This window comes from Pseudomonas sp. BIOMIG1BAC (assembly GCF_001705995.2).
Taxonomy (GTDB): Bacteria; Pseudomonadota; Gammaproteobacteria; order Pseudomonadales; family Pseudomonadaceae; genus Aquipseudomonas; species Aquipseudomonas sessilinigenes.
On sequence record NZ_CP049045.1, the window covers coordinates 6,348,152 to 6,375,079 of the forward strand.

24 protein-coding genes are annotated in these 26,928 nt (G+C 61.3%); 7 read left to right on the plus strand and 17 right to left on the minus strand.

From position 1 onward, the window contains the following. Nucleotides 1–98: 98 nt before the first annotated feature. Together treC and treP are read right to left on the minus strand one after the other, a co-directional pair. Complete coding sequence (treC, locus tag ATY02_RS29415; RefSeq protein WP_068584794.1) at nucleotides 99–1,748, minus strand: alpha,alpha-phosphotrehalase; 1,650 nt, start codon at nucleotides 1,746–1,748, stop codon at nucleotides 99–101. Between the two features lie 52 nt (nucleotides 1,749–1,800). Then, nucleotides 1,801–3,243: a PTS system trehalose-specific EIIBC component gene (gene treP / locus ATY02_RS29420; protein WP_068584793.1), complete on the minus strand. Its 1,443-nt coding sequence runs from the start codon at nucleotides 3,241–3,243 to the stop codon at nucleotides 1,801–1,803. Nucleotides 3,244–3,473: 230 nt separating this feature from the next. Here treP and treR point away from each other — a divergent pair, with 230 nt between their 5' ends. The 3 genes from treR to ATY02_RS29435 all read left to right on the plus strand — a co-directional run bounded on the left by treR (nucleotide 3,474) and on the right by ATY02_RS29435 (nucleotide 5,647). Beyond that, nucleotides 3,474–4,178: a trehalose operon repressor gene (gene treR, locus ATY02_RS29425; RefSeq protein WP_068584791.1), complete on the plus strand. Its 705-nt coding sequence runs from the start codon at nucleotides 3,474–3,476 to the stop codon at nucleotides 4,176–4,178. A gap of 107 nt (nucleotides 4,179–4,285) precedes the next feature. Then, nucleotides 4,286–4,999 carry a hypothetical protein gene (locus ATY02_RS29430; protein ID WP_068584789.1) on the plus strand — a complete coding sequence of 238 codons (714 nt, stop codon included), beginning with the start codon at nucleotides 4,286–4,288 and terminating at the stop codon, nucleotides 4,997–4,999. A 42-nt stretch (nucleotides 5,000–5,041) separates the two neighbouring features. Further along, a complete protein-coding gene (locus tag ATY02_RS29435; protein WP_068584785.1) occupies nucleotides 5,042–5,647 on the plus strand; it encodes a hypothetical protein in 606 nt (201 codons plus the stop codon). A 66-nt stretch (nucleotides 5,648–5,713) separates the two neighbouring features. On the opposite strand, the gene ATY02_RS29440 is transcribed toward ATY02_RS29435, so the two are convergent. The 6 genes from ATY02_RS29440 to ATY02_RS29465 all read right to left on the minus strand — a co-directional run bounded on the left by ATY02_RS29440 (nucleotide 5,714) and on the right by ATY02_RS29465 (nucleotide 11,611). Beyond that, complete coding sequence (locus tag ATY02_RS29440; protein WP_068584782.1) at nucleotides 5,714–6,235, minus strand: helix-turn-helix transcriptional regulator; 522 nt, start codon at nucleotides 6,233–6,235, stop codon at nucleotides 5,714–5,716. 5 nt (nucleotides 6,236–6,240) lie between these two features. Then, nucleotides 6,241–6,519 (minus strand): hypothetical protein, encoded by a 279-nt coding sequence (locus ATY02_RS29445; protein WP_068584780.1) that lies wholly within the window; start codon nucleotides 6,517–6,519, stop codon nucleotides 6,241–6,243. A 321-nt stretch (nucleotides 6,520–6,840) separates the two neighbouring features. Further along, nucleotides 6,841–8,418 carry a glutamine-hydrolyzing GMP synthase gene (gene guaA, locus ATY02_RS29450; protein ID WP_068584779.1) on the minus strand — a complete coding sequence of 526 codons (1,578 nt, stop codon included), beginning with the start codon at nucleotides 8,416–8,418 and terminating at the stop codon, nucleotides 6,841–6,843. Between the two features lie 104 nt (nucleotides 8,419–8,522). Further along, complete coding sequence (guaB, locus tag ATY02_RS29455) at nucleotides 8,523–9,998, minus strand: IMP dehydrogenase (RefSeq protein WP_022640682.1); 1,476 nt, start codon at nucleotides 9,996–9,998, stop codon at nucleotides 8,523–8,525. Between the two features lie 162 nt (nucleotides 9,999–10,160). Next, nucleotides 10,161–10,709, minus strand: coding sequence for a sugar ABC transporter ATPase (locus tag ATY02_RS29460; RefSeq protein WP_068584777.1), 549 nt, complete (start codon nucleotides 10,707–10,709; stop codon nucleotides 10,161–10,163). Nucleotides 10,710–10,840: 131 nt separating this feature from the next. After that, entirely contained in the window at nucleotides 10,841–11,611 is a 771-nt protein-coding gene (locus tag ATY02_RS29465) for a sulfite exporter TauE/SafE family protein (protein WP_068584775.1), read from the minus strand. A 102-nt stretch (nucleotides 11,612–11,713) separates the two neighbouring features. On the opposite strand from ATY02_RS29465, the gene ATY02_RS29470 reads away from it, so the two are divergent. From ATY02_RS29470 to leuA, 4 genes are all read left to right on the plus strand, one after another. Beyond that, entirely contained in the window at nucleotides 11,714–12,610 is an 897-nt protein-coding gene (locus ATY02_RS29470) for a LysR family transcriptional regulator (protein ID WP_068584773.1), read from the plus strand. 47 nt (nucleotides 12,611–12,657) lie between these two features. Continuing rightward, the gene (gene xseA, locus ATY02_RS29475; protein ID WP_068584771.1) at nucleotides 12,658–14,037 is read left to right on the plus strand and encodes an exodeoxyribonuclease VII large subunit; all 1,380 of its coding nucleotides are present in this window, start codon (nucleotides 12,658–12,660) and stop codon (nucleotides 14,035–14,037) included. Nucleotides 14,038–14,040: 3 nt separating this feature from the next. Beyond that, on the plus strand, nucleotides 14,041–14,862 hold the full coding sequence (locus ATY02_RS29480; RefSeq protein WP_068584769.1) for a M23 family metallopeptidase: 822 nt from the start codon (nucleotides 14,041–14,043) through the stop codon (nucleotides 14,860–14,862). 377 nt (nucleotides 14,863–15,239) lie between these two features. After that, entirely contained in the window at nucleotides 15,240–16,919 is a 1,680-nt protein-coding gene (leuA, locus tag ATY02_RS29485) for a 2-isopropylmalate synthase (RefSeq protein WP_068584767.1), read from the plus strand. A gap of 242 nt (nucleotides 16,920–17,161) precedes the next feature. On the opposite strand, the gene ATY02_RS29490 is transcribed toward leuA, so the two are convergent. The 9 genes from ATY02_RS29490 to pilW all read right to left on the minus strand — a co-directional run bounded on the left by ATY02_RS29490 (nucleotide 17,162) and on the right by pilW (nucleotide 26,926). Further along, the gene (locus tag ATY02_RS29490; protein WP_068584766.1) at nucleotides 17,162–17,953 is read right to left on the minus strand and encodes an amidohydrolase; all 792 of its coding nucleotides are present in this window, start codon (nucleotides 17,951–17,953) and stop codon (nucleotides 17,162–17,164) included. Beyond that, nucleotides 17,941–19,089: a pyridoxal phosphate-dependent aminotransferase gene (locus ATY02_RS29495; RefSeq protein WP_068585383.1), complete on the minus strand. Its 1,149-nt coding sequence runs from the start codon at nucleotides 19,087–19,089 to the stop codon at nucleotides 17,941–17,943. The genes ATY02_RS29490 and ATY02_RS29495 overlap by 13 nt, the downstream gene beginning before the upstream one ends. Nucleotides 19,090–19,277: 188 nt before the next feature. Beyond that, nucleotides 19,278–20,750 (minus strand): ribosome biogenesis GTPase Der, encoded by a 1,473-nt coding sequence (gene der, locus ATY02_RS29500; protein WP_068584764.1) that lies wholly within the window; start codon nucleotides 20,748–20,750, stop codon nucleotides 19,278–19,280. A 141-nt stretch (nucleotides 20,751–20,891) separates the two neighbouring features. Beyond that, nucleotides 20,892–22,043 (minus strand): outer membrane protein assembly factor BamB, encoded by a 1,152-nt coding sequence (gene bamB / locus ATY02_RS29505; RefSeq protein WP_068584762.1) that lies wholly within the window; start codon nucleotides 22,041–22,043, stop codon nucleotides 20,892–20,894. Then, nucleotides 22,036–22,677, minus strand: coding sequence for a tetratricopeptide repeat protein (locus ATY02_RS29510; RefSeq protein WP_068584760.1), 642 nt, complete (start codon nucleotides 22,675–22,677; stop codon nucleotides 22,036–22,038). Before ATY02_RS29510 ends, bamB begins: the two co-directional genes overlap by 8 nt. Nucleotides 22,678–22,717: 40 nt before the next feature. Next, nucleotides 22,718–24,007 carry a histidine--tRNA ligase gene (hisS, locus tag ATY02_RS29515; protein WP_068584757.1) on the minus strand — a complete coding sequence of 430 codons (1,290 nt, stop codon included), beginning with the start codon at nucleotides 24,005–24,007 and terminating at the stop codon, nucleotides 22,718–22,720. A gap of 22 nt (nucleotides 24,008–24,029) precedes the next feature. Further along, nucleotides 24,030–25,139, minus strand: a complete 1,110-nt coding sequence (gene ispG / locus ATY02_RS29520) for a flavodoxin-dependent (E)-4-hydroxy-3-methylbut-2-enyl-diphosphate synthase (RefSeq protein ID WP_068584755.1) — start codon at nucleotides 25,137–25,139, stop codon at nucleotides 24,030–24,032. Nucleotides 25,140–25,142: 3 nt separating this feature from the next. Further along, entirely contained in the window at nucleotides 25,143–26,168 is a 1,026-nt protein-coding gene (locus tag ATY02_RS29525; RefSeq protein WP_068584753.1) for a RodZ domain-containing protein, read from the minus strand. After that, nucleotides 26,168–26,926, minus strand: coding sequence for a type IV pilus biogenesis/stability protein PilW (pilW, locus tag ATY02_RS29530; RefSeq protein ID WP_068584742.1), 759 nt, complete (start codon nucleotides 26,924–26,926; stop codon nucleotides 26,168–26,170). Before pilW ends, ATY02_RS29525 begins: the two co-directional genes overlap by 1 nt. Nucleotides 26,927–26,928 lie beyond the last annotated feature (2 nt).

The following is a 26,928-nucleotide window of genomic DNA, read 5'->3' on the forward strand; positions in this document are numbered from 1 at the left end:
TTTATTGTGATATCCGCAGGCGCCGGCAGGCCGGCGCGAGGCCCTGCGCGGGCTCCGGTACAGCGCATGCCTGGCAAACGGCAAAAGCCACCTGGCTACTAGGCGTCGGCCAGGTACAGAACGAAGGACTCATAGGGCCGCAACAGCAACTGCCGGCTGCGCACGGCATCGCCCAGGTAGTTGCTGATCAACTGCCGCTGTTGCATACCCGGCGCGATAATCTGCGGCGGCAATTGGACCTCGCACGACGCGCCATAGAAGTTGTTCACCACCAGCAGGCGCTCGCCCTGCCCTTCGCGCACGTAGATCCAGAGCTGTGGGTGGTCGGGCAGCAATTGGCGGTAGATGCCGTGCTGGATCAACGCCTGTTCCCGACGCAAGGCGATCAACCGACGATAGTGGTGCAACACCGATTGCGGGTCCTCTTGCTGCGCCTCGACATTGATCCGGTCGGCATTGGCTGCGACCTCGATCCAGGGCTCGGCGCTGCTGAAGCCGGCGTTGGCCCCGGCATTCCACTGCATGGGTGTACGTCCGTTGTCCCGGGACTTCTGCTGGATCGCCGCCATGATCTGTTGCGGGTCTTCACCAGCCTCGCGCTTGAGGCGGTAGATGTTCAGGGTCTCGACGTCGCGGTATTGCTCGATGCGCTGGAAATGCGGATTGGTCATGCCCAGCTCTTCGCCCTGGTAGACGAAGGGCGTGCCCTGCAGCAGGTGCAAGGCGGTGGCCAGCATCTTCGCCGACACCACCCGATGCTCGCCGTCATCGCCGAACCGCGATACCACCCGAGGCTGGTCGTGATTGCACCAGAACAACGCGTTCCAACCGCCACCAGCCTGCATGCCGCATTGCCAATCGGAAAGAATGCGCTTGAGCTCGAGGAAGTCGAAATCGGCCCGCAACCACTTCTGCTGGTTGGGGTAGTCCACCTTCAGGTGATGGAAGTTGAAGGTCATCGACAGCTCCTTCGACTCCGGGTTCGAGTAGCGGATGCAGTGCTCCAGGCGGGTGGAGGACATCTCGCCGACATTCACCAGATCGTGGCCGGCGAACACCTCCCGATGCATCTCCTGCAGGTACTCATGGACGTTCGGGCCATCGGTATAGAAACGTCGGCCGTCGCTCTGGTCTTCGGGAAAATCCGCCGGCTTGGAGATCAGGTTGATCACATCCAGGCGAAAGCCGCCGACCCCCTTGTCCCGCCAGAAGCGCATCATCTTGAAGACTTCGGCGCGCACCCGCGGGTTGTCCCAGTTCAGATCGGCCTGGGTGTGATCGAACAGGTGCAGGTAGTACTGGCCGGTCTGCGCCTCGTACTCCCAAGCCGAGCCGCCGAACTTGGACTCCCAGTTGTTGGGCTCGTCGCGCCAGATGTAGAAGTCCCGGTAAGGGTTGTCCAGGCTGCTGCGGGCCTGCTGGAACCAGCTGTGCTCGATGGAGGTGTGGTTGACCACGATGTCGAGCATCAGCTTGATGCCGCGCTTGCCGGCCTCCGCGATCAACAGTTCGCAATCGGCCATGCTGCCGTAGCTGGGATCGATGGCGTAGTAGTCACTGATGTCATAGCCATTGTCCCGCTGCGGCGAACGCAGGAACGGAGTCAGCCACAGGCAGTCGACCCCCAGCCAGTGCAGATAGTCGAGCTTGTCTACTACGCCCAGCAGGTCGCCGGTGGCCTGTCCTGAGTGGCTGTGAAAACTTTTCGGGTAGATCTGGTAGATCACCGAGCGCTGCCAGTCTTGCATGGGAAATTCCTTTGGAAAGTGCACAAGCATTCACCGCCTCCTGTTGGCCCGGTCAGGCCACTCGGTAACCGGGACGGATGATCTTCAGGCTCAGGCCGCAAGTGAGGACGAAGGGCACCACCAGGGCCACGACCATGCCAACGACGAACATCGGGATGTATTGGGGAATGATCGAGATGAATCCCGGCAGCCCGCCGACACCGATGGCCGAGGCCTGGACCTTGTTCAACGAGAGAACGACGCTGCCCAGGGCCGAGCCGATCAGCGCGGCGTAGAACGGAAACTTGTAGCGCAGGTTGACCCCGAACATCGCCGGCTCGGTGATGCCGAAATACGCCGAGACCGCCGAGGTCGAGGCCATGCTGCGGTCCCGGGCGTTACGGCTCATGGTGAATACCGCCAGGGCGGCACTGCCCTGGGCCAGGTTGGACATGACGATCATCGGCCAGATGAAGGTGCCGCCCTGGGTAGAGATCAGTTGCAGGTCGACCGCCAGGAACATGTGGTGCATGCCGGTGATCACCAGTGGCGCATAGAGCAGGCCGAAGATCGCCCCACCCACCATCGGCGCCAGCTCGAACAGCGTGACCACGCCCTCGGTGATCAGGATCCCCAGGTGACGGGTCACCGGGCCGATGATCGCCAGGGCCAGCACCCCGGTGACCACGATGGTGGTGATGGGCACCACCAGCAAGGTAATGGCATTGGGCACCCTCGCCCGCAGCCACTTCTCGATCACGCTCATCACGTAGGCGGCCAGCAGGATCGGCAGGATCTGCCCCTGGTAGCCGACCTTCTCGATCTGGAACAGGCCAAGGATGTCGAAGTACGGCAGGCTCTGGCCATCCAGGCCGGCCACGGCCTTGCCGTAGTTCCAGGCGTTGAGCAGGTCCGGGTGGACCAGCATCAGGCCCAGGACGATGCCGAGAATCTCGCTGCCGCCAAAGCGCTTGGCCGCCGACCAGCCCACCAGGGCCGGCAGGAACACGAAGGAGGTGTTGGCCATCAGGTTGATCAGGCTCCACAACCCGTCCAGGTCCGGATGGGCCTCAAGCAAGGTCTTGCCTTCGATGAACATGCCCTTGGCGGCCAGCAGGTTGTTCACCCCCATCAACAGCCCGGCGATGATCAGGGCCGGCAGGATCGGCATGAACACGTCGGAGAAGACCCGCACCAGGCGCTGCATGGCGTGGGCCTTCTGCGCGCCCTTGTGCTTCACATCGGCAATGGTCGAGACGGCAAGGCCGGTCTGCTCGCGCAACGCCGCGTAGACCTTTTCCACCTCGCCGGGGCCGATCACGACCTGGAACAGGCCGCCGGTGAAGAACGAGCCCTTGACCAGGTCGATCTGGTTGAGCGTGGCGCTGTCGACCCGGCTCGGGTCCTTCAGGGCCAGGCGCAGGCGCGTCACGCAATGGGCCGCCTGCTCGAGGTTGTCGGCGCCACCGAGGCTGTGCAGCAACTCGCTGGCGATCGTTGAATAGTCGTGGCTCATGCTCGTTCTTCCACCTGAGATTCTTGTTATTGGCAGCACGCCGGAGAGGAAAGCTACTCGTCTGTACGAGTTAAATCAACAACTCGTACAGACGAGTTTGTTTTTTCTTCGGGCCTCCCCACCAGATCCGCCTTCCAGGCTCGCTAGAGCCTGCGTCAGGCGCATGGACAAATGCCCCGCCCAGCCCTTAAGGTGCCTGCCTTGAGCACCGTCCGGCACAGAGCCATCCCATGAGCAAATACAACCGGATCTATAGCGATCTGCTTGCCAGCATCACCACCGAACGCCTGGAACGCGGCGCCCGCCTGCCCTCGGAAACCGAACTGATGGACAGCTACCAGGCCAGCCGCGGCACTGTACGCAAGGCCATCGAACTGCTGCAGGAACGCGGTTTCGCGCAGAAAGTCCATGGCAAGGGCACCTTCGTGCTCTCGTCCGCTCCCATCGAGTTCCAGCTGGGTGGCATCGTCAGTTTCCAGGAAACCTATCCACGGCTGGGGGACGACGTCAGCACCGAGGTGGTGGAGTTCAGCCAGTTTCCTCTCGAAGGATCGCTGCGGGCGCACCTGCAGGCAGAAGAAGGCAGCCTGGTCACCCGGATCAAGCGGGTACGGCGAATCGACGGCAAGCGGGTGATCCTCGACATCAACCACTTCGTCGCGGAGCTGATTCCCGGGCTGGACCGGCAAATCGCCGAGCACTCGATCTACGCCTATATCGAACAGACCCTGCAACTGAACATCAGCTACGCCCAACGCACCATCGAGGCCAGCCCGCGCAGCAAGGACGACCAGCAGTTGCTCGACCTGGACGGCCAGAGCCATGTGATCGTGGTCAGCAACCAGACCTTTCTCCAGGATGGCCGGCAGTTCGAGTACACCGAATCACGCCATACCCTGGACAAGTTCTATTTCTCCGATATTGCGCGGCGCTGAGCCGGGGAGCGTAGCGCCAGGAGCCCAGCCAAAGGCCAATCGAGCCAACACGGCACAATGGCGCCGGCGCCGTAGACTCAACTCAGCAAACATTGCAAGGAGCAGCGATGAAACGACCGTCTCTGGCTGCAAAGATCACCTCAGGCCTGGCCGGGTGGCACCAGCTTCAAACCGCCCAGAACCTCAACGACCTTTCCGGAGAAGACACCGCCCGGTCCGTCGTTGCCCAGATTATCAACGCACAGGGGCAGTTTCTTCCGGCTACCAGCCAGTTACCGGCCAATTGGGGAACAACCAAGAAACGGGTAGACATTGCCCTGTTGGGGCGCTCGTCCGGAGCCGTTGTCTGGTACGGCGCAATCGAAGTCAAATGGCCACGATCCACCACCGATACGCATCAAATCCGCCAGAACATTGTCCAGGATGCAATGCGCCTGGCGTTCATCACCACCCAGGGAATAGGAGCCAAGTTTCTTGTATTAGGGGGTGGGGCCGGCGATATCACCAAGCTGTTCGACACACCTCATCCGAATGCAAGCAACCGGGAAACTCGTCGGCAGGCCTTTACTGACCTGTTCTCGCGAGACTTGAGACAGCCTGATGGCCACCTCACATTTGACGACTGGTCCGTAGCGTTTCCTGACGCGGGCGATCGAGTGCCCTCCACAACCTTCAATGGATTCAATGGCAAACTGAAAACCGAACTTGTCGCTCTTAGCCAAGCGGCAATAGGTAGCAGCACCGTGGGCTCGGTATTCGTTTGGCAATGCAGTCGAACTCGCGGTACCGCTCCTGCAAGGGCAGGTAATCAGCGCCCATGAATCTTGTGCTCAAGCATTTGCGGACATCCATCAAGGATATTCATGAACCATCACGAAGCGTTCAAGGCACACCTGGGCAGTCTCCCGGACTGCGCTGAACTTCTACGGGTATGCAGAAGCTACAAAACCGCCGACAACTGTTATGCCTTTGAACTCAATGGCCGTCTGAAGGCAGGCCTGCCAATCGATAAGTTCATCGATGACCTGCCGCACCTGCAGAAACTCATCTGCGCTACACCCACCAGCACGCTCACCTTGTTTCGAATGACATCCGGCTTCGAGTTTTCAGTGCCATTACTCCAGGCACTCGAAGGTCATTTCACGTACCAGGCCTTCATGTCGACTACGAGCGATAAACAAGTGTTGCGCAGGTTTATCCCGCCATCTGCTGCTCCGCTGGTTCTGGAGATCGAGTGCCCACCGGGCACTGCGCTCGCTCCCCTCGACTTTTTCCCTGGAATCAGTGAAAGCGAATATCTCCTGGGCTGCGGAACAACATTCCAGATAACGTCCAAACCACGAGTCTTGAGCCCGGAAGAAGCGAGCGAATACGCTCCCGGGCAAAATGAAGTACACCTGATAAAACTCAAGATCCTCAAGAGTCCACGCTATGTCGATACAGGCAGCCTGTTCCAGATCGATGCGTGACGCAGCGGCTGCAAAGCCCCCGCCCGCATCTGGCAAAAAACTGACCAAGGCCTCTATCGAAGCCATTCAGCCTAGTAAAGCGATCAGTTCACCACTCGATGGCCCGATACGCAGTGACTCCTTGGCGACGTTCACTTGCTGGGCCACCCGCGCCACTTCGATCACCGGATGCTCGAGAGAATAACCGCCTCTGCTGTCCAGCCAGCTCAGGACCTCCGCCAGATGCCACAACGAGGCGCTGCCCTCATGAATCGCCAAGGGAAAACTCTCGGCATGGCCCAGCATCAACTTGCGCATGTTCTGCCGGGACACACCGACAATCTCCGCGATCTCGCTGAGGCCGACGAAATCCGGGCTGGCTTCCACCAAGCGGGCTTCGGGAATGATCCGCTTGATATCCCCCAGGGCACTGAGCAGTGCCGCTTCGGCACTCTCGGCCTCGCGACTGAACTCCAAGGCCAGCCGCCCGGCCAACCCGGTGCCTACCAGGACATCGGTGCAGTCCGCTGCGCCAAGGCGCTCCACCAGTTGCAGGAGGTCGCAATCTTCGGCCGGCAGCAGATAATTGAGGGTAAACAGGTACTCCATGGTCCTTACTCCTGTCGAGGTGCTGGGGGCTTGCCCCCACGCAGCTGGTTCAAGGTGCAGTTGTCGATCACCCGGCAAAGAGCCCGGGCATGCAGGGTCGGATTCTTAGGGGTGCTCCACACGCTGGTGATGCAGAACTCGCCACAACGACACACCTCGTTGTTGTACGGGCAGTAGATTCGGCCCCAGGCATGGCCGCCGCCGACCTCAATGCGCCAGCCCTGCCATTCGGCGTAGCGCAGGGCCATTTCAACGTCCTTATTGGGATGAATTGCACGTGCCATCCGTAGCCTCCAGTATCGCCAGGAACACAAGGTTGTCAAATGACAACCAAGAGAATTCCGAACAAACCCGCTCAACGGATAAACCGCGACAGAAACAGCGGGGGAAGACTCAGAGTAGAGAAAAGCTCGGGACAACGCGCCAAACATGTCTTGCGTGATATTGCCGGACGGCTGCAAAGCCTAGTTTGCAAAAAACTCGCAACACAAATGCCGATAGCGCCACATGCACGTGCCCTTGAACGAAAATGGCGATCGGCCCCCAAAGGTTCCGATCGCCATTGTTTACCGCGAATGGATCAAGTGCCGATCACCCGGCGCCGATCATTCCCACTCGATGGTGGCTGGCGGCTTGCTCGACACGTCGTAGGTGACGCGGGAGATGCCTTCGATTTCGTTGATGATCCGGCCGCTGACGGTCTCCAGCAGCTCGTACGGCAGGTGCGCCCAACGAGCGGTCATGAAGTCCACGGTCTCTACCGCGCGCAGGGCCACGACCCAGGCGTAGCGACGACCGTCACCCACGACGCCCACCGACTTCACCGGCTGGAACACCACGAATGCCTGGCTGGTCTTGTGGTACCAGTCGGCCTTGCGCAGTTCTTCGATGAAGATGTGGTCGGCGCGACGCAGGATGTCGGCGTACTCCTTCTTCACTTCGCCGAGGATACGCACGCCCAGGCCCGGGCCCGGGAACGGGTGGCGGTAGACCATGTCGTACGGCAGGCCCAGCTCCAGGCCGATCTTGCGCACTTCGTCCTTGAACAGTTCGCGCAGCGGCTCGACCAGCTTGAGGTTCATTTCCTCCGGCAGGCCACCGACGTTGTGGTGCGACTTGATCACGTGGGCCTTGCCGCTCTTGGCGCCAGCCGATTCGATCACGTCGGGGTAGATGGTGCCCTGGGCGAGGAACTGGATGTTTTCCAGCTTGCTGGCCTGGGCATCGAACACGTCGATGAAGGTGCGACCGATGATCTTGCGCTTCTTCTCCGGGTCGGCTTCACCGGCCAGGTTGTCGAGGAACTGCTTCTCGGCGTCGGCACGAATCACCTTGACGCCCATGTTCTCCTTGAACATGGCCATCACTTGGTCGCCTTCGTGCAGGCGCAGCAGGCCGTTGTCGACGAATACGCAGGTCAGCTGGTCGCCGATGGCGCGGTGCAGCAGCGCGGCAACCACCGAGGAGTCGACACCGCCGGACAGGCCCAGCAGGACGTTGGCCGAGCCCACTTGTGCACGGACCTGGGCGATGGCGTCCTCGACGATGTTCGATGCCGTCCACAGGGCCTCGCAGCCGCAGATGTCCTGGACGAAGCGCGAGAGGATACGACCGCCTTGCTTGGTGTGGGTCACTTCCGGGTGGAACTGCACGCCGTAGTAGCCCAGGGCGTCGTCGAACATGCCGGCGATCGGGCAGCTCGGGGTGCTGGCCAGGATGTTGAAGTTGCCCGGCATCTGGGTGACCTTGTCGCCGTGGCTCATCCACACGTCCAGGCCCAGTACGCCGTCGTCGTCGACGTGGTCTTCGATGCCGTCCAGCAGGCGGCTCTTGCCAACCACGTCAACGCGGGCATAACCGAATTCGCGCAGTTCGGAACCTTCGACCTTGCCGCCCATTTGCTCGGCCATGGTCTGCATGCCGTAGCAGATGCCCAGCAGCGGGACCTTCAGGTCGAATACTGCCTGCGGTGCACGCGGGCTGTTGGCTTCGTGGACCGACTCCGGGCCACCGGCCAGGATGATGCCGCGCGGGTTGAATTCGCGGATCGCTTCATCGTCCATGTCGAACGGGTGCAGTTCGCAGTACACGCCGATCTCGCGCACGCGGCGGGCGATCAGCTGGGTGTACTGGGAACCGAAGTCGAGGATCAGGATGCGGTGAGCATGAATGTCGAGGGCCATGGTCAGTCTCGTCTAATTTCAGAAACGACACGGGGCTGAAAAACACAGCCCCGGTTACTAGATTCGTCGATCGCCTGCAGGCCTGGACCTGAAGGCGATCACTATCAACCTACGCGATAGTTAGGTGCTTCCTTGGTGATCTGCACGTCATGGACGTGGGATTCAGCCATGCCGGCACCGGTGATGCGTACGAACTCCGGCTTGGTGCGCATCTCGTCGATGGTCGCGCTGCCGGTGTAGCCCATGGAGGACCGCAGGCCGCCCATCAGCTGGTGGATGATCGCGGCCAGTGCGCCCTTGTAGGGAACGCGGCCTTCGATACCTTCCGGAACCAGCTTCTCGGCACCGGCCGAGGAGTCCTGGAAGTAGCGGTCCGAAGAGCCTTGCGCCTGTGCCATGGCACCCAGCGAGCCCATGCCGCGGTAGGCCTTGTAGGAGCGGCCCTGGAACAGTTCGACCTCACCAGGAGCCTCTTCGGTACCGGCGAACATCGAACCCATCATCACGCAGGAAGCGCCCGCGACGATGGCCTTGGACAGATCGCCGGAGAAGCGGATACCGCCGTCGGCGATCAGTGGCACGCCAGTGCCTTCCAGTGCCGCTGCCACGTTGGCGATGGCGCTGATCTGCGGCACGCCGACACCGGCAACGATACGGGTGGTGCAGATCGAGCCTGGGCCAATACCGACCTTGACCGCATCGGCGCCAGCGTCGGCCAGGGCCTTGGCGGCGGCACCGGTGGCGATGTTGCCGCCGATCACCTGCACTTGCGGGTAGTTCTCTTTCACCCAGCGAACGCGATCGATCACGCCCTTGGAATGGCCGTGGGCGGTATCCACTACCACCACGTCAACACCAGCAGCCACCAGGGCAGCAACACGCTCGCCAGTGTCCTTGCCGGTACCGACGGCGGCGCCGACGCGCAGGCGACCCTGGTCGTCCTTGCTGGCCAGCGGGTAGGCCTTGGCCTTCTCGATGTCGTTGACGGTCATCATGCCCTTGAGGACGAAGGCGTCATCGACGATCAGCACGCGCTCGATGCGGTGCTTGTGCAGCAGCTCGCGAACGGCGGACTTGTCGGCGACAGCCCCATCCTTGACGGTGACCAGGCGCTCTTTAGGCGTCATCACTTCACGGACGCTGACTTCCAGGCGGCTTTCAAAACGCACGTCGCGGGAAGTCACGATGCCCACCAGGTCGCCGTTGTGCAGCACCGGCACGCCAGAGATGTTGTGGGTCTTGGTCAGGTCGAGCAGGTCGCGCACGGTGGCGTCGGCTTCGATGGTGATGGGGTCCTTGACCACACCGGCCTCGAAACGCTTGACCTTGCGCACTTCGGCAGCTTGCTGCTCGATGGTCATGTTCTTGTGGATGATGCCGATGCCGCCTTCCTGAGCCATGGCGATCGCCAGACGGGCTTCAGTGACGGTGTCCATGGCAGCGGAAACCAGTGGAATATTCAGCTCGATGCCACGGGTCAAACGGGTCTTTAGACTGACTTCGTTCGGCAGTACTTCGGAATAACCGGGCACTAAGAGGATGTCGTCGAAGGTGAGGGCTTCTTGGCTGATACGCAGCATCGCGGGGGCTCCCGGGCGGGAAAATGGAAGCGCGCCATTATACTCAGACAGCCTGCCGGGCTCAATGTAAAACTCGATCTAATATCGTTGGAGTGATGGATGGAGAGCGCCTGCCCTGCTGGCCAGAGCCCACCCGGCCAACCAGGCGCCCTCGCCAAGAATCTACAACTGGACCTTGATCCAGCTCATCGGCTGGTCCAGCCAGTCGGCGAACTCATCGATGAAGCTCTGCTTGAAGCCCGCCTCGGTCCAGTTGTTGAAGATGAAGCCCAGGTTGGAGAACCCGCACGGCTGGAGGAACAGGAAGCCGTTGATGTCGTCTTCATGGCCGCATTCGGGACAGGTGAAGTTGTCGGTGCGCCCGGGCATCCAGTCTTCCAGGCTTTCGAACAAGGCCTCGCCGACTTCCTGGCGACATTCGGCGCAACCAGCCTCCTCGAGAAACCCCTTGGTCGGGGTATAGATGCAGCGCTTGGTGATGATCTCCAGGCCATTGACCGGCTCACCGAACGGCAGCGCCTCAGGGTGCAACACCACGTCCCGGGCACCTGGCGCGATGGCATGCCCCATGCGGTTGCCGGTGCGCCCGCAAGTGGTCAGGGTTTCCTCGACGATATTCTTGCGTACCAGCCAGCGCACGATGGCGCGGGCCCGGGGCTCATGCACCGGTAGCGTGGAGATTTTCGGGACGAGGATGCTTTGGGAGTTCATGGTCCAGCCTGGAGCGTCGAGGGACAGGGAAAACGCAGCGCCGGCGAGCCGGCCCCATCACCCAAGTGTAGAAGCCGGTTCGGCGACGAGCAGCGCCGAGGGCCGGCAGCTTAATCCCTGATCCTTGCAGATCAAGCGCTCAAGTAACGGCCGATCAGGGCAATGCCACTGGCCAATACCAGCCAGGTCACCAGGCGCACGAAGGTTTCCCGGGACAGTTTCATCGCCAAGCGCCGGCCAATCCACAACCCCAACGCCATGGCCGGCAACAAGCACAGTGCCAGCAACAGCAGCGGCAGTTCGGCGTAGACCCCGGCCAGGGCGAACAGGCTCAGGCGTACCACGGTGCTGCAACTGATCAGCGCGCTCTGGGTCGCCCGGGCCGGGTCCTTGGGCAACCGGCTGTTCAGGTAGATCGCATAAAGGAAGCCGCCACTGCCGAACAAGGCACCGAACAGGCCGCCCACGATACCCATCGGCACCGACCAGCCGGCCGCCATCTGCGCCGGACGGGCCTTCACCCAGAGGGTGTAGATGGCATAGGCACAAATGAACATCCCCATCAGCAGCAACAACACATCGGACTTGAGGTTGAGCAGGAAGATCACCCCCAGGGTGCAACCCACGGCCATGCACGGCAGCAGGCGCAGCAATTCGGGTTTGGCCACGTCCTTGCGCGAGGGCAAGAGGTTGCCGAAGGCGGCGATGAAATCCAGCAGCACCAGCAACGGCACGATCTTCGACAGGGGCATGAACAGGATCAAGATCGGCCCGGCCACCAGGGCCGTGCCGAAACCGGCGATACCGAACACGATGTAGGCCAGGGCAATGCCCAAGCCAATCGCCAGCCAGGCACCTGGCCCGAATGCCCACTGGTTCAATCCTTCAACGAACAGACTCATTACTGCCACATCCTCGACCTTGTATCCCACGACTTTAGCCATAGGCGAGCCTTGCGACTAATATCGTCGAAGCCGCCCACTCATCGCAAAAAGGCATGACTTGTGATTTCAACCCGTCAACTGCGTTACTTCGTGGAAATCGCCGAATGCGGCAGCTTCAGCGCTGCGGCAGAACGCCTGTTCGTCGCCCAGTCGGCCCTGAGCCGGCAGATCAAGGAACTGGAAGGCCTGCTGCAAACCCCGCTGTTCGAGCGCACCGCACGCCTGCCGCGCCTGACGGCCGCCGGTGAAGCGTTCTTCCCCAAGGCCCGCAACCTGCTGACCGAACTGCACAAGGCCGGCGAGCTGGCGACCCAGGTCGGCCAGGGGCAACTGGGGACCCTGCGCCTGAGCCATTCCAGCACCGTGCCCATGAGCGGGCGCCTGCTACGGGGGATCAGCCACTATCTACAGCAATGCCCCGGAGCCTCGATGGACATCATCAAGCTGTCCTCCGAAGCGCAGTTGGAGGAACTGGCTGAGGGCCGCCTGGACATCGGCCTGTTGCGCCTGCCAGTGTTGCGCCAACGCGAAGGCGTACAGGTCATCCCGTTGTTCAGCGAACCCTTGCTGGTGGCATTGCCTCCGGCGCACCCACTGGCGCTCGACCCACCGGCCAAGGGGGTCGACCTGGCGCAGCTGCGCGACGAAGCCTTTATCTCCCTCCCCCATCCCCAGCGGGGCGGCTTGAGCTACCTGTCGGCCGAGTTATGCATGCGCCAGGGCTTCTTTCCCAAGGCGGCGCGGGTGATGTCGCGCAAGACCACCCAGTTGCAGCTGATCCAGGCCGGTTTCGGCATCGCCCTGCTCCCTGAGTCGATGCAGGACATCGCTCCGGCCAACATTCATTTCCTGCCCCTGGCCGATGGCGATTGCCAGAGCGTCATCGCCCTCGCCTGCCGTCAGGAACCGACACCATTGGTGGCACAATTCGTTAAGTATTTTCGCGACTACCTGTAAGCAATTTGCCTTGGCCCATTGGGAAACAGCCCTTTAAACTGCGCCCCATGATTAAAGATCCCTTTGCACGACTCGGACTGGACCGCGAGGTCCTCACCGTCACCCAGCTCAACGGCCGCGCCCGGGTGCTGCTCGAGGACGTGTTCAGCAATATCTGGGTCGAGGGCGAGATCTCCAACCTCGCCCGTCCGGCTTCCGGTCACGTGTACTTCACCCTCAAGGACAGTGGCGCCCAGGTGCGCTGCGCGCTGTTCCGGCAGAACGCCGCGCGGGTGCGCCAGGCACTCAAGGACGGCCTGGCGGTCAAGGTCCGGGGCAAAGTCTCGCTGTTCGAGGGACGCGGCGACTACCAGCTGATCCTCGATACCGTGGAGCCGGCCGGCGACGGTGCCTTGCGCCTGGCCTTCGAGGCCTTGAAGGACAAGCTCAGTGCCGAGGGCCTGTTCAGTGCCGAGCGCAAGCGTCCGCTGCCGGCCCATCCCCAGCGGATTGGCATCATCAGTTCGCCCACCGGAGCGGTGATTCGCGACATCATCAGTGTCTTCCGCCGCCGCGCGCCTCAAGTCTCGCTGACCTTGATCCCTACCGCAGTACAAGGCCGCGAAGCCACGGCGCAGATCGTCCGGGCCCTGCAACTGGCCGATGCCCGAGGCTTCGACGCCTTGATCCTGGCCCGTGGCGGCGGCTCCCTGGAAGACCTCTGGTGCTTCAACGAGGAGCCGGTAGCTCGGGCCGTAGCCAACTGCGTGACACCGATCGTCAGCGCCGTCGGCCATGAAACCGACGTGTCCATCAGCGATTTCGTAGCCGATGTCCGCGCGCCCACGCCCTCGGCCGCCGCCGAGTTGCTGGCCCCGGATTCCAGCGACCTGCAACGGCGGGTCGACAGCCTGCACCGCCGCCTGATGATGCGCATGCGCGACCGCTTGCTGCGCGAGCGCCTGCGCCTGGATGGCCTGGCCCGGCGCCTGCGCCATCCGGGCGAGCGGTTGCGCCAGCAGGCACAGCGCCTGGACGACCTGGACATGCGCCTGCGCCGGGCTTTCGAGCGCAGCCTGAATACTCGCCGCGAACGCCTGGCCCGCCTGGAAACCCGCCTCGGCGCCCAACATCCCGGACGCAACCTGGCGCTGTTGCGCCAACGCCTGGATAGCCTGGCCGAACGCCTGCCCCGGGCCATGGGCGAAGGCCTGAAGGCCCGCCGCCTGCAACTGCAGAGCCAGATGCAGACTTTGCATGTAGTCAGCCCCCTGGCCACATTGGGCCGTGGCTACAGCATTCTCCTGGATGAGCGTGGGCAGGCTATCCGCAGCGCCACGCAAACCCGTAATGGCCAACGCCTCACGGCCCGCCTGGGCGAAGGCGAACTGCAAGTGCGGGTCGAAGACAACCACCTGACGCCTGTCACCCTTTCTTTACTGGACTGATCCATGCCGCGCTTTATTTGCTCCCTACTGTTGCTGTGCCTGGCTTTCAACGCCCACGCCGACAGCTATATCACCCGCCTGTTGAACAAACCCGTGCCCGGCGGCGTGGCAGTGATCGACCTGGGCCAAGCCACCCAGGCGCCCAAGGCCAGCTACCAGGGCAAGCCGGTGCTGGTGGTGAAGGAACAGGCCAACTGGTTGGCGATCGTCGGTATTGCGCTGACGGCCAAGCCTGGCAACCAGCAGATCACCAGCGCCGGCCGTAGCCTGAGCTTCGTGGTCGGCAGCAAGAAGTACCCGGAGCAGCACATCACCCTGAAGAACCAGCGCCAGGTGAATCCCAACCCCGCGGACCTGAAGCGCATCGACGCCGAGCTGGCCGAACAACTGCGCGCCTATCGCAGCTTTAGCCCCAATACCCCAAGCAACCTGCTGCTGGACAAGCCGGTGAACGGGCCGCTGTCGAGCAAGTTTGGCGTACGTCGCTTCTTCAACGGCGAAGAACGCAACCCGCACTCGGGCCTGGACTTCGCCGTTGGAGCTGGTACACCAATCAAGACGCCGGCCGCAGGCAAGGTAATCCTCACCGGTAATTACTTCTTCAATGGCAATACCGTGTTCGTCGACCATGGCCAGGGTTTCATCAGCATGTTCTGTCATATGTCGAAGATCGATGTGAAGGTCGGCCAATCCCTGGCTCGCGGGGCAGTCGTGGGCAAGGTCGGCTCCACTGGCCGAGCCACCGGACCGCACATGCATTGGAACATCAGCCTGAACGACGCCCGGGTCGATCCGGCGATCTTCATCGGTGCGTTCCAACCCTGAAACGCCCTCCCCCACAGCGGTTTCCAGCAGCCGCCCCGGCAAAACACCCAAACCGACAGATTGCGCAGCCAGCCATGGCTGCGCAATACCTGAAAAGACAAAGCACGTTCTAAAGAATAAAATCTCGCAAATAACCAAATTACGAGTATTCCTCTCAATTTTTCCCCATTGCTTGCCATCTCCGAACCCAGTGGTTAGGGTTGAGCACATGAAAACCTCTCACACCCTCATTCAGCGTCGTCAACACCGGAGCCTCTGCCTCGTCAGCGCACGACTGCCAGGCTGAACCGCGGTGCCTCATCCCCCTGCGTCAACATTTGCATTCTTGACTCACCGGCAGGCCGCCTCTCTTCGGCCCGGAACATAAGGATTTCGCCATGACCATGCTCAAAGACCCGTCTTCCAAGTACCGCGCGTTCCCGACCATCAATTTGCCGGACCGCACCTGGCCGTCGAAGACCATCACCAGCGCGCCGATCTGGTGCAGTTCCGACCTGCGTGATGGCAACCAGTCGCTGATCGAACCGATGGATGCGGTCAAGAAACTGCGTTTCTGGAAGACCCTGGTGGCTGTCGGTGTGAAGGAAATCGAAGCTTCGTTCCCTGCCGCTTCGCAAACCGACTTCGACTTCGTGCGGACTCTGATCGAAGACAAGCATATTCCCGACGACACCACCATCCAGGTGCTGACCCAGGCCCGTGAAGACCTGATCGCCCGTACCTTCGAATCCTTGCGCGGCGCGAAGAAGGCCATCGTCCACCTGTACAACGCCACCAGCCCATCGTTCCGCCGCATTGTCTTCAACCAGGACAAGGCCGGGGTGAAGGAAATCGCGGTGAATGCGGCCAAGCTTTTCGTCAAATACGCCGCCCAGCAACCGGAAACCCAATGGCAGTTCGAATACTCCCCGGAAACCTTCAGCGCCACTGAACTGGAGTTCGCCAAGGAAGTCTGCGACGCCGTGGTCGAAGTCTGGAACGCGACCCCCACCAACAAGGTGATCCTCAACCTGCCAGCCACTGTCGAGGTGGCAACGCCGAATATCTACGCCGACCAGATCGAGTGGTTCTGCCGCCATATCAACCGCCGTGACAGCGTGATCATCAGCCTGCATACCCATAACGACCGTGGCACCGGCGTGGCCGCCACCGAGTTGGGCCTGATGGCCGGCGCCGACCGTGTCGAGGGCTGCCTGTTCGGTAACGGCGAACGCACCGGCAACGTCGACCTGGTCACCGTAGCGCTCAACCTTTACACCCAGGGCGTGAACCCCGAGTTGGACTTCTCCGACATCGACGGCGTGCGCAAGGTAGTGGAAGAGTGCAACCAGATTCCCGTGCACCCACGTCACCCCTATGTTGGCGACTTGGTCCACACCGCATTCTCCGGCTCCCACCAGGATGCGATCCGCAAAGGTTTTGCCCAGCAAAAATCCGATGGTGTGTGGGAAGTACCGTACTTGCCGATCGACCCGGCCGATATCGGCCGCAGCTATGAAGCGGTGATCCGTGTCAACAGCCAGTCGGGCAAGGGCGGTATCGCCTACCTGCTGGAGCAGGAATACGGCATCAGCTTGCCGCGCCGCATGCAGATCGAGTTCAGCCAGGTCGTCCAGCGGGAAACCGACCGCCTTGGCCTGGAGATGACGGCCCAGCAGATCCATGCGTTGCTGCACAGCGAGTACTTGCAGGCCAATACGCCTTACGCGCTGGTCAGCCATCGCCTGCAGGAAGAAAACGGCCACAGCTCGGTAGAAGTTGAGGTTTCGGGCAAGGGCCATGGCGAAAACAACCTGCACTGGCGCGGCAAGGGCAACGGTGCCCTGGAAGCCCTGGTGGCCGGCTTGCCGGTTGCAGTGGAGATCATGGACTACAACGAACACGCCATTGGCGCAGGCACCAACGCCAAGGCCGCCGCTTATATCGAGCTGCGAGTCAATGGCGAGCGGGCAGTGCATGGCGTGGGCATTGACGAGAACATCACCACCGCCAGCTTCAAGGCCTTGTTCAGCGCCCTGAACCGCTCGTTGAGCGAGCAACAGGCCAAGGCAGCTTAAAAGCCACTCTTGGTAAAACGGCCCCGGAGAGTCTCCTCTCCGGGGCCGTTTTGTTTAGCCGGCAGGATTCATTCACGGCTGCCGCTCGGCTCAGGCATGCACGTCGACACTGAGCATGGCCTGCAGCAGAGCCGCCTGCAGGACCTGCAGCGTGCTGCTGGTCACGGCGGTCTGCGCCTGGATCTCCATCACCTGCTGAGCCTTTTGTTCCTCGCAGGCCTACCCCTTCTCGGCACCGGCCACTAGGTAAACCTGAAGCTATCGGCGTCGAGGTTAGCCGGGAAACGGGCACGGTAGGCCGCCAATTCCGTAGTACTCAGGCAGACCTGGAACACGCCGTCGGCCTCTCCGGCGCTAAGCAGGGTCTCGCCCTGGAAGTCCAGCACCTGGCTGTCGCCGGTATAGGCGAAGCCTTTGCCATCGGTACCCACTCGATTCACAGCCGCGACATAACACAGGTTTTCAATGGCCCGGGCTGGCAACAAGCGATTCCAGTGCAAACGCCGCGCACCCGGCCAGTTGGCGGTATACAACAACAGGTCGGTGTCCTGGGCGTCACGGCTCCAGACCGGGAAACGCAGGTCGTAGCAGATCAACGGACGAATGCGCCATCCCTTGAGTTCGAACTGCACCTGGCGCTCACCGGGAGTGAAATGGTCATGTTCACCGGCCATGCGAAACAGGTGGCGCTTGTCGTAGTGCCAGACTTCACCATCGGGACGCGCCCACAACAGGCGGTTGCGGTGGCTGCCGTCCGCGGCCTGGATGATCACGCTACCGGTGATCACCGCATCGAGTTTTTTCGCCTGGCAGCGCAGCCACTTGCTGGTAGGCCCGTTTTCCGCTTCCGCGAGGGTCGCCGAATCCATGGAGAAGCCGGTGGTGAACATTTCAGGAAGGATGATCAGGTCGGCACCGCGAGCCTGCTCCAGCAGTTGCTCGAAATGCTCCAGGTTGGCCTGGCGATCGTGCCAGGCCAGAGTGGTCTGGACCAGGGCCAGGTTGAGGTCGGGTAACGTACTCAGATCACGCATAGTTTCTCTGCTGCCTGACGCAGCGTCTCCTCGCGCTTGGCAAAACACAGGCGTACCAGACGCTGCCCCTGTGGCGGCTGCTGATAGAACACCGACACCGGGATGGCCGCGACGCCATGCTCACGAGTCATCCAGACCGCCATGTCGACATCGCTCAGGTCCGGACGAATCTGTGAATAGTCCACCAGTTGAAAATAAGTGCCGGCCACCCGGGTGAAGGAAAAACGAGAAGAACTCAGCAAGTCGCAGAACAAGTCACGCTTGGCCTGGTAGAAACCAGGCAACTCCTCGACATGTTCCGGGTGCTCGGCCATGAAGTCGGCAAGAGCGTACTGCAAAGGTGTCACGCCACAGAAGCTGACATATTGATGCACCTTGCGCAGCTCGGTACTCAAGGCCGGTGGCGCCACAACGTAACCGGTCTTCCAGCCAGTTACATGATAGGTCTTGCCAAAGGAGCTGACCACGAAGGCCCGCTGGTACAACTCCTCATGAGCCAACACACTGGCATGAGCCACGGCATCGAACACCAGGTGCTCGTAGACCTCGTCACTGACCAGGTAGATATCACGTTCACGAATCAACTCGGCCAACCGGTCCAGCTCGGCACGACTGATCAGAGCCCCACTGGGGTTGTGCGGGCTATTGATGATGATCATCCGCGTGCGGGGACTCAGGGCCGCCTCGAACTTCTGCCAGTCGATGGCGAAGTCTCCCAGTTGCAATGGCACATGCACACAGCGGCCGCCTGCCAGCTCCACAGAGGGCTCGTAGCTGTCATAGCTGGGATCGAAGACGATGACCTCATCACCCTGGCGGATCACTGCCTGGATTGCACAGAAGATCGCCTGGGTCGCCCCTGGGGTGATGGTCACTTCAGAATCGGGATCGACCTTGACGCCATAAGCCCGAGCGATTTTCGCCGCTACCTGCTGGCGCAGGAGTGGTAGGCCGGTCATCGGAGCGTACTGGTTATGGCCATTGGCGACGTGTCGGGCAAGCGCATCGCGCAACGCTTGCGGACCGTCGAAATCAGGGAAACCCTGGGACAGGTTGAGCGCTCCGGTCTCGACCGCGAGCTGGGACATTTGCGTAAAGATGGTGGTGCCGACATTCGGCAGCTTGCTGGTGATCATGAGGGTTCCCTGCTGAACACCCGGCTCTACGAAGGCGCGGGAGGTCCCGAGGATAGCCCAAAGGACGGCGATTAAAAAAGGGTCCCTCAAGGACCCTTTTTAATCGCAGCTACAAGCTGCAAGCCATAAGCTGCAAGCCCTTGCAGCTTTTTACTGGCAGCTTGTAGCTTGCAACTCGAAGCACGGTCTCAACGCTTGTCCCGGCGCTTCTTATCGGCCTTCTTGTGGTGCGACATCAAGCGTCGCTTCTTGTTGACCTGGCGGTCGGTAAGCGTGTTCTTGTTGCCTTCGTACGGGTTATCACTGCCTTTGAACTCGATACGAATCGGCGTGCCCACCAGCTTCAGCACGCGACGGTAGGTGTTCTCCAGGTAGCGCACATAGGACTTGGGCACCTTCTCCACCTGGTTGCCGTGGATCACGATCAACGGTGGGTTGGCACCACCCAGGTGGGCATAACGCAACTTGATCCGACGGCTGTTGACCATCGGTGGAGCGTGCTCGCTCACGGCGTCTTCCAGGATCTGGGTCAGGCGGCTGGTCGGCCAACGGGTCACCGCCGACTTGAAGGAGTTCTGCACCGACTGGTAGAGGTTGCCCACACCCGTGCCATGCAATGCCGAGATGAAGTGGATGTCGGCGAAGTCGACGAAGAACAGCCGGCGTTCCAGCTCGGTCTTCACATAATCGCGCTCGCTGGGTTGCATGCCGTCCCACTTGTTCAGGGCAATCACCAGCGCACGCCCCGCTTCCAGGGCAAAGCCCAGCAGGTTCAGGTCGTGGTCCACCACGCCTTCGCGGGCGTCCATGACGAAGATCACGACGTTGGCGTCCTTGATCGCCTGCAGCGTCTTGACCACCGAGAACTTCTCGACTTCCTCGTGGATCTTGCCGCGCTTGCGCACACCGGCGGTGTCGATCAGCGTGTACTTCTCTTCGTTACGCTCGAACGGGATGTAGATACTGTCGCGGGTAGTACCGGGCTGGTCGTAGACGATCACCCGATCCTCGCCGAGCATGCGGTTAACCAGGGTCGACTTGCCGACGTTGGGACGACCGATAATGGCGATCTTGATCCCGTCCTTCTCGCTCGGACCAGGAATACGCTTGGCTTCCTCGCCCTCGGCAACGACCTCTTCCTCACCCTCTTCGGGCTCGTCGGCGTCATCCTTGGGGAATTCACGCAGGGTGATTTCCAACATCTGGCTGATACCGCGGCCATGGGCACCGGCGATCGGGATCGCGTCGCCCATGCCCAGTGGCGCGAATTCGGCGCGAGCCATGTCCGGGTCGATGTTGTCGACCTTGTTGGCAATCACGTAGGAGGTCTTGTTACGTTTGCGCAGGTGTTCGCCGATCATCTGGTCGGCTGCGGTAAACCCGGCCTTGGCGTCCACCAGGAACAAGACTACGTCGGCTTCTTCAATGGCCAGCAGCGACTGCTCGGCCATCTTTTCATCCATGCCATGTTCGTCACCGGAGATACCACCGGTGTCGATGAGAATATAGGTACGCCCTTGCCACTTGGCCTCACCGTATTGGCGATCACGGGTCAGACCGGACAAATCGCCAACGATGGCGTCACGAGTCCGAGTCAGGCGGTTGAACAAGGTGGACTTGCCGACGTTGGGTCGGCCCACCAGGGCGATTACGGGAACCATGCGGCTCTCCACTGCGTTAATTGCGAAAATACAAAAGCCGCTGCGAGGCAGCGGCTGGTGCTCGGGGCAGCACCTTGAAGTGCTGCGAACCTTGTCCAGACAAGGCCGCTTGGGGAATCAACCCCAAGCATAGTCAAACCATTACTTGATGGTCAGGGCTTCCAGTTTGCCGCTGTTGCCATACACGTAGATCATGTCGCCCACCACCAGCGGCCGGGCCCGCAGGCCATCGCTGTCGATACGCTCACGACCGACGAAACGACCATCGACCTGGCTCAGCAGGTGCAGGTAACCTTCCAGGTCACCCACAGCCACGTAGCTGGAGAAGACTTCCGGGGCCGACAATTGACGACGGGCCAGGGAATCATTGCTCCACAGGGCAGTGGTCGAGCGCTCGTCGATACCTTCCACGGTGCCCGAGGACAGGCTGACGTAGACGCTACCGAAACCCTGGGCAACACCTGCATAGCTGGAAGCGTCACGCTGCCAGAGCGGGCGACCGCTCTCCAGGTCCAGGGCCACGACACGCCCCTGGTAGCTGGCGACATACAAGGTACCGCCAGACAACAGCAGGCCACCGTCGATATCCACTACCCGGTCCAGTTCGGAACGGCCTTGGGGGATCGCTACGCGCTGCTCCCAGACCGGCACGCCGTTGCGGATGTCCAGCGCCACTACCTTGCCGGTGGAGAGGCCGGCAAGCGCCAGGCGATTGGTAGCCAATGGTGCACTGGTACCCCGCAAGGTCAGTACCGCTGGAGTGCTGTCATAGAGCCAGAGCTGGTGGCCAGTACTGGCATCCAGGCCAATCACCCGGTCATCCTGGGTCTGGACTACCACCACGTCACCATTGGTGGCTGGCGGCGCCAGCACCTCGCTGGTGACGCGGGCACGCCATTTCTCTTCACCGCTGGAAGTATCCAGGGCCACCACTTCGCCTTTCAGGGTGCCGATCATGACCAGGCCATAACCCACGCCCACAGCGCCGGACACAGGCAGCTCGAGGTCCTTCTTCCATTTGACGTCGCCGTTCATGCGATCCATGGCGACCACTACGCCAGTGACATCGGAGGCGTAGATAGTGCTGCCATCAATGGCCGGAACCAGCATGTTGTAGGTATCGCCCTGGCCGTCACCAATGGAACGGCTCCACTGCTTCTGCAGGACGACCTCTTCCTTGAAGCTGACCAGCTCCGCAGGTGGCAGTTCTTTCTTGCTGTTGCTGCTGCAACCCACAGCCAACAAGGCCAGGGCCAGCAATGCTGCATGTTTCCACCGGATCACGTCACGCATCCCCTTTGGCCAGGTCGTCGAGCTTGATTTGTAGGCCACCGACAGCCGCTTCATCCGACAGCGCCGCCTTGGCTTTTTGGTATGCAGCATGGGCTTCATCGACGCGGCCCAACTGGACCAGCAAATCGCCCTTGAGTTCTTCACGGGTGGCCAGGAAAGCCTTGTCGGTGTCACCGTCGAGCAGTTTCAGCGCCTCATCAACCTTGTTCTGCGCCGCCAGCACCTGGGCCAGACGTTGACGAGCCACTTCGCCCAGGGTCGCGTTCGCCGGCTTGTCCGCCACGGCCTTGAGCTGGGCAACCGCATCGTCCAGCTTGCCGGTATCCACTGCGACCTTGGCCACGAACAGGCTGCCGTACTGCGCGTAGGCGGTACCGCCGAACTCGCTGTTGAGCTTGCCGGCCAAGTCGGTAACACGGGCTGCGTCAGGCTTGCCATCAGGTGTCAGGGTGGTTTCCAGCAATTGCTGGTAGAGCACCGAAGCCCCCTGGGACTGGTTGCCTTGGTATTTATGCCAGGCCTGCCAGCCGAACACGATGACCAGAGCCAGCAGGCCACCGGTCACCAGGGGTTTGCCGTTACGCTGCCACCAGTCCTTCAATTCCGCCAGCTGTTCATCTTCGGTACTCGACACCCCAATACTCCTTATTCGCTAAATCGGCTGTTTGACAGCTTCAACCCTGCACGACGCAGGTGGCCAGGTGCGCAGCGAGTGCATCCCAGGCAATGCTTTGTTGTTCGCCCTGGCCACGCAGGGGCTTGAAACCTACCACTTGCTGGGCCATTTCGTCGTCACCGAGGATCAGCGCATACAACGCACCGCTCTTGTCGGCCTTCTTGAACTGGCTCTTGAAGCTGCCACCGCCGGCGTTGACCTGCAGGCGCAGGTTCGGCAGTTGATCGCGTACCCGCTCGCTCAGGGCCAGGCCTGCCAATTCGGCTGCCTCGCCAAAGGCGCAAAGGTAGACATCCACCTGGCGAGCAATTTCTTCCGGTACCCGCTCCAGGGTCTCCAGCATCAGCACCAGGCGCTCGATACCCATGGCGAAACCCACGCCCGGGGTCGGCTTGCCACCCATCTGCTCGACCAGGCCGTCGTAGCGGCCGCCTGCGCAAACAGTGCCCTGGGCACCGAGTTTGTCGGTCACCCATTCGAAGACGGTCTTGCTGTAGTAGTCCAGGCCACGTACCAGCTTCGGATTGATCACGTAGGGGATGCCAGCGGCTTCCAGGCGGGCCTTGAGACCTTCGAAGTGCACCCGAGACTCTTCATCCAGGTAGTCGGCCAGCTTCGGCGCATCCACCAGCACCGCCTGGGTGCCCGGGTCCTTGGTATCCAGGACCCGCAGCGGGTTGGTCTTCAGGCGACGCTGGCTGTCTTCGTCCAACTGGTCGTGGCGAGCCGAAAGGAACTCCACCAGCGCATCGCGATAGCGTGCACGGGCCTCGGAGGTACCCAGGCTGTTGAGTTCGAGCTTCACCGCATCACGGATACCCAGCTCGCCCCACAGGCGCCAGGTCAACACAATCAGTTCGGCGTCGATATCCGGACCGTCCAGGTTGAACACTTCCAGGCCGATCTGGTGGAACTGGCGATAACGACCTTTTTGTGGGCGCTCGTGACGGAACATCGGGCCGATGTACCAGAGTTTCTGCACCTGGCCAGCGCCGGTCAGGCCATGCTCCAGGGCCGCACGCACGCAGGCCGCGGTGCCTTCCGGGCGCAGGGTCAGCGAATCGCCGTTGCGGTCCTCGAAGGTGTACATTTCTTTTTCGACGATATCGGTCACTTCACCGATGGAGCGCTTGAACAGCTCGGTGAATTCGACGATAGGCATGCGGATCTGCTTGTAACCGTAGTTATCCAGCAACCGCGCCACGGTACCCTCGAAGTAGCGCCACAGGGGCGTCTGCTCGGGCAGGATGTCATTCATGCCACGAATGGCTTGCAGAGACTTGCTCACAAAAAATCCTTAATACGTTCGGTTAGCCACGAGCGATCAGCGCTGCGTCGGCTTCGACCTTCTCGGCCGCCTTCTGCCGGATGAGCTTTTCGAGCTCATCCACCAGGTTGTCATTGGTCAGTTTCTGCGATGGCTTGCCATCGATGTAAATCAGGTTCGGCGTACCACCGGTCAGCCCCACATGGGCTTCCTTGGCTTCGCCCGGGCCGTTGACCACACAACCGATCACCGCGACATCCATGGGTACCAGCAAGTCCTCGAGGCGCCCTTCAAGTTCGTTCATGGTCTTGACCACATCGAAATTCTGCCGCGAGCAGCTCGGGCAGGCGATGAAGTTGATGCCACGGGAACGCAGGTGCAGGGACTTGAGGATGTCGTAGCCGACCTTCACTTCCTCGACCGGATCGGCCGCCAACGAGATGCGAATGGTATCGCCAATCCCTTCGGCCAGCAGCATACCGAGGCCGACGGCGGATTTCACCGTGCCTGAACGCAATCCACCGGCTTCGGTGATGCCCAGGTGCAGGGGCTGGACGATTTCCTTGGCCAGCAAGCGGTAGGCTTCGACGGCCATGAACACGTCGGAAGCTTTCACACTGACCTTGAAGTCCTGGAAATTCAGCCGTTCCAGATGCTCGACATGACGCAGTGCCGACTCGACCAGTGCGGCGGGGGTCGGTTCGCCATATTTCTTTTGCAGGTCCTTTTCCAGCGAACCGGCATTGACCCCGATACGAATCGGGATACCGCGGTCGCGAGCCGCATCGACCACCGCCCGCACTCGATCCTCTCGACCGATGTTGCCGGGGTTGATACGCAGGCAATCGACGCCCAGCTCAGCCACGCGCAGGGCGATCCGATAGTCGAAGTGAATATCGGCCACCAGTGGGACCTTGACCAGTTGCTTGATCCGGCCGAACGCCTCGGCGGCATCCATATCCGGGACCGAAACCCGCACGATATCGACACCGGCGGCTTCCAGGCGGTTGATCTGGGCCACGGTTGCGGCCACGTCGTTGGTGTCGCTGTTGGTCATGCTCTGCACCGCGATCGGGGCATCGCCCCCTACCGGTACCGAGCCAACCCAGATCTTGCGGGACTCGCGACGTTTGATTGGAGATTCGCCGTGCATGACTTATTGACCTAACTTCAGGCGAGCAGTCTCGCCAGTGATGAACGGGGCGATATCCACCGCCTGACCGTTGTAGCTGATTTGAGCACCGCGGGCATAACCCAGGCGGACAGCGAAAGGCGGCTTGCCGCTGACATCGACGACTTCACCCTTGCGCTTGAGCGCACTGAGCAGGATCTTGCCATTGCCGTCGCTAACCTGGGTCCAGCAGTCGGCGCTGAACTGGATCTGCACCTGGGCCGAACCGACAGCCGCGGTAGTGGGAACCGGAGCATTGGTCGCGGCGACTGGCGCAACAGGAGTGGTCGGGGCAGGAGCCGCCGGGGCCGGAAGCGGCGTCGCTGGCACGGTCGCCACCGGTGCAACGGTTTGTGCCGGTGCAACATGGGTAGGAGCTACAGGCGCACCGGGAGCGGGCGCCACTGGAGCTGCTGGGCTGGCTGGAGCCTCAGCGGGCGGATTGGCATATTGCGCGGCATTGGCGTCGGCTTCGCTCTTGGCTTCGGCAACGGCCTGGTCTTCCGGCTCGTCCAGAGGGTGGATCTGGGTCTTGCCGTCGGCGCCCTCCACTTCGACATGCTCCGGATTCAGGGCAACCTGTTCCTTGCCACGCTGGGCAGTCTGGTCCTGCCACCAGACGAAACCGCCACCGACCACGGCCACCAACAACAGCAGGCTGACAATCCGCAGGATGGTATGGGAGACCCGTACGGGTTCTTCGATACGGCCCAGGGCGTGGACGGCGCTACCCTGGGAGTCGGTGCCGGTATATTGATCGAAGGCCTGGACCAGGACCGCCTGGTCCATGCCCAGCAACTTGGCATAGGCACGAATGTATCCACGGGCAAAGGTGTGGCCCGGGAGCTTGTCGAAGGCTCCGGCTTCCAGGTTGCTCAGGGAGCTCACGGTGAGATTGAGCTTGTGGGCCACCTCAGCCAGCGACCAGCCATTGCTTTCACGGGCCTGGCGCAAGGTTTCACCGGGATTGACGCGAGTCGTTGCTTGAACTTCGGGTTGCGCCACTTTCATCATTGCTCCGACAGGTATTGCTGATATTCCGGCGTACCGGGATAAAGTCGTTTTAGTTGCAGACCGTAACTGGAGGCCTTGTCGTGATCGTCGAACACCACAGCCAGCCGGGTGCCGAGCAATAGACTACGTGCATTTTGCTCGCCAAGCAGGCTAAAACGATCGTAATAATCACGCGCGGGCACATAATGCCTGTCTTCGTAAGACAACTCAGCCATTTCCAGTAATGCGCGAGGTTGTTGCTGGTTCAAACGCAGGGCTTTCGACAACTGCAACCGGGCCAGTCCACGCTGCCCCAGCTTCGAAGCGGCTACCCCAAGATTCTCGAAAACCCGGGAGCGCTCTGGGTACAGGGTATCGGCCGCCGCTTGCTCGAAGCGCTGATAGGCCTCTTCATAACGTTTTTCTTCGAACAGGAAGCTGCCGTAGTTATTGAGGATCCGGGCATTTTTCGGACTTGCCTCCAGAGCCTTGCGAAATTGCGCATCGGCCAGCGCAGGCTCCATTTCGGCTTGGAACACCAACGCCAGGGCCGCGTTGGCATCGGCATCGGCAGGGCTGAGCTCCAGGGCCTTCTTCAAGGGAACCTTGGCCCGTTCGCCCATACCTTGTTGCAGATACCCAAGGCCGAGCTGAACATAAGCCTGGCGCGCCTCATCACGTCCCTTGCTGGTACCCATCGGGCTGGTATCGCCCGACAGGACACAGCCAGCGCACAAGCTGGCAACAAGCAGGAGCAGCGCTAAGCGCAAGGCCATGG

What these genes read in the sequence shown, in the direction of transcription:
- ATY02_RS29430 (WP_068584789.1), top strand. Translation starts at nt 4,286, where the DNA reads ATGAAACGACCGTCTCTGGCTGCAAAGATCACCTCAGGCCTGGCCGGG.
- treR (WP_068584791.1), top strand. Translation starts at nt 3,474, where the DNA reads ATGAGCAAATACAACCGGATCTATAGCGATCTGCTTGCCAGCATCACC.
- ATY02_RS29480 (WP_068584769.1), top strand. Translation starts at nt 14,041, where the DNA reads ATGCCGCGCTTTATTTGCTCCCTACTGTTGCTGTGCCTGGCTTTCAAC.
- pilW (WP_068584742.1), bottom strand. Translation starts at nt 26,926, where the DNA reads ATGGCCTTGCGCTTAGCGCTGCTCCTGCTTGTTGCCAGCTTGTGCGCT.
- ATY02_RS29495 (WP_068585383.1), bottom strand. Translation starts at nt 19,089, where the DNA reads ATGATCACCAGCAAGCTGCCGAATGTCGGCACCACCATCTTTACGCAA.
- ATY02_RS29460 (WP_068584777.1), bottom strand. Translation starts at nt 10,709, where the DNA reads ATGAACTCCCAAAGCATCCTCGTCCCGAAAATCTCCACGCTACCGGTG.
- treP (WP_068584793.1), bottom strand. Translation starts at nt 3,243, where the DNA reads ATGAGCCACGACTATTCAACGATCGCCAGCGAGTTGCTGCACAGCCTC.
- ATY02_RS29435 (WP_068584785.1), top strand. Translation starts at nt 5,042, where the DNA reads ATGAACCATCACGAAGCGTTCAAGGCACACCTGGGCAGTCTCCCGGAC.
- ATY02_RS29440 (WP_068584782.1), bottom strand. Translation starts at nt 6,235, where the DNA reads ATGGAGTACCTGTTTACCCTCAATTATCTGCTGCCGGCCGAAGATTGC.
- xseA (WP_068584771.1), top strand. Translation starts at nt 12,658, where the DNA reads ATGATTAAAGATCCCTTTGCACGACTCGGACTGGACCGCGAGGTCCTC.
- bamB (WP_068584762.1), bottom strand. Translation starts at nt 22,043, where the DNA reads ATGCGTGACGTGATCCGGTGGAAACATGCAGCATTGCTGGCCCTGGCC.
- der (WP_068584764.1), bottom strand. Translation starts at nt 20,750, where the DNA reads ATGGTTCCCGTAATCGCCCTGGTGGGCCGACCCAACGTCGGCAAGTCC.
- ispG (WP_068584755.1), bottom strand. Translation starts at nt 25,139, where the DNA reads ATGCACGGCGAATCTCCAATCAAACGTCGCGAGTCCCGCAAGATCTGG.
- ATY02_RS29490 (WP_068584766.1), bottom strand. Translation starts at nt 17,953, where the DNA reads ATGCGTGATCTGAGTACGTTACCCGACCTCAACCTGGCCCTGGTCCAG.
- treC (WP_068584794.1), bottom strand. Translation starts at nt 1,748, where the DNA reads ATGCAAGACTGGCAGCGCTCGGTGATCTACCAGATCTACCCGAAAAGT.
- ATY02_RS29525 (WP_068584753.1), bottom strand. Translation starts at nt 26,168, where the DNA reads ATGAAAGTGGCGCAACCCGAAGTTCAAGCAACGACTCGCGTCAATCCC.
- guaB (WP_022640682.1), bottom strand. Translation starts at nt 9,998, where the DNA reads ATGCTGCGTATCAGCCAAGAAGCCCTCACCTTCGACGACATCCTCTTA.
- leuA (WP_068584767.1), top strand. Translation starts at nt 15,240, where the DNA reads ATGACCATGCTCAAAGACCCGTCTTCCAAGTACCGCGCGTTCCCGACC.
- guaA (WP_068584779.1), bottom strand. Translation starts at nt 8,418, where the DNA reads ATGGCCCTCGACATTCATGCTCACCGCATCCTGATCCTCGACTTCGGT.
- ATY02_RS29445 (WP_068584780.1), bottom strand. Translation starts at nt 6,519, where the DNA reads ATGGCACGTGCAATTCATCCCAATAAGGACGTTGAAATGGCCCTGCGC.
- ATY02_RS29465 (WP_068584775.1), bottom strand. Translation starts at nt 11,611, where the DNA reads ATGAGTCTGTTCGTTGAAGGATTGAACCAGTGGGCATTCGGGCCAGGT.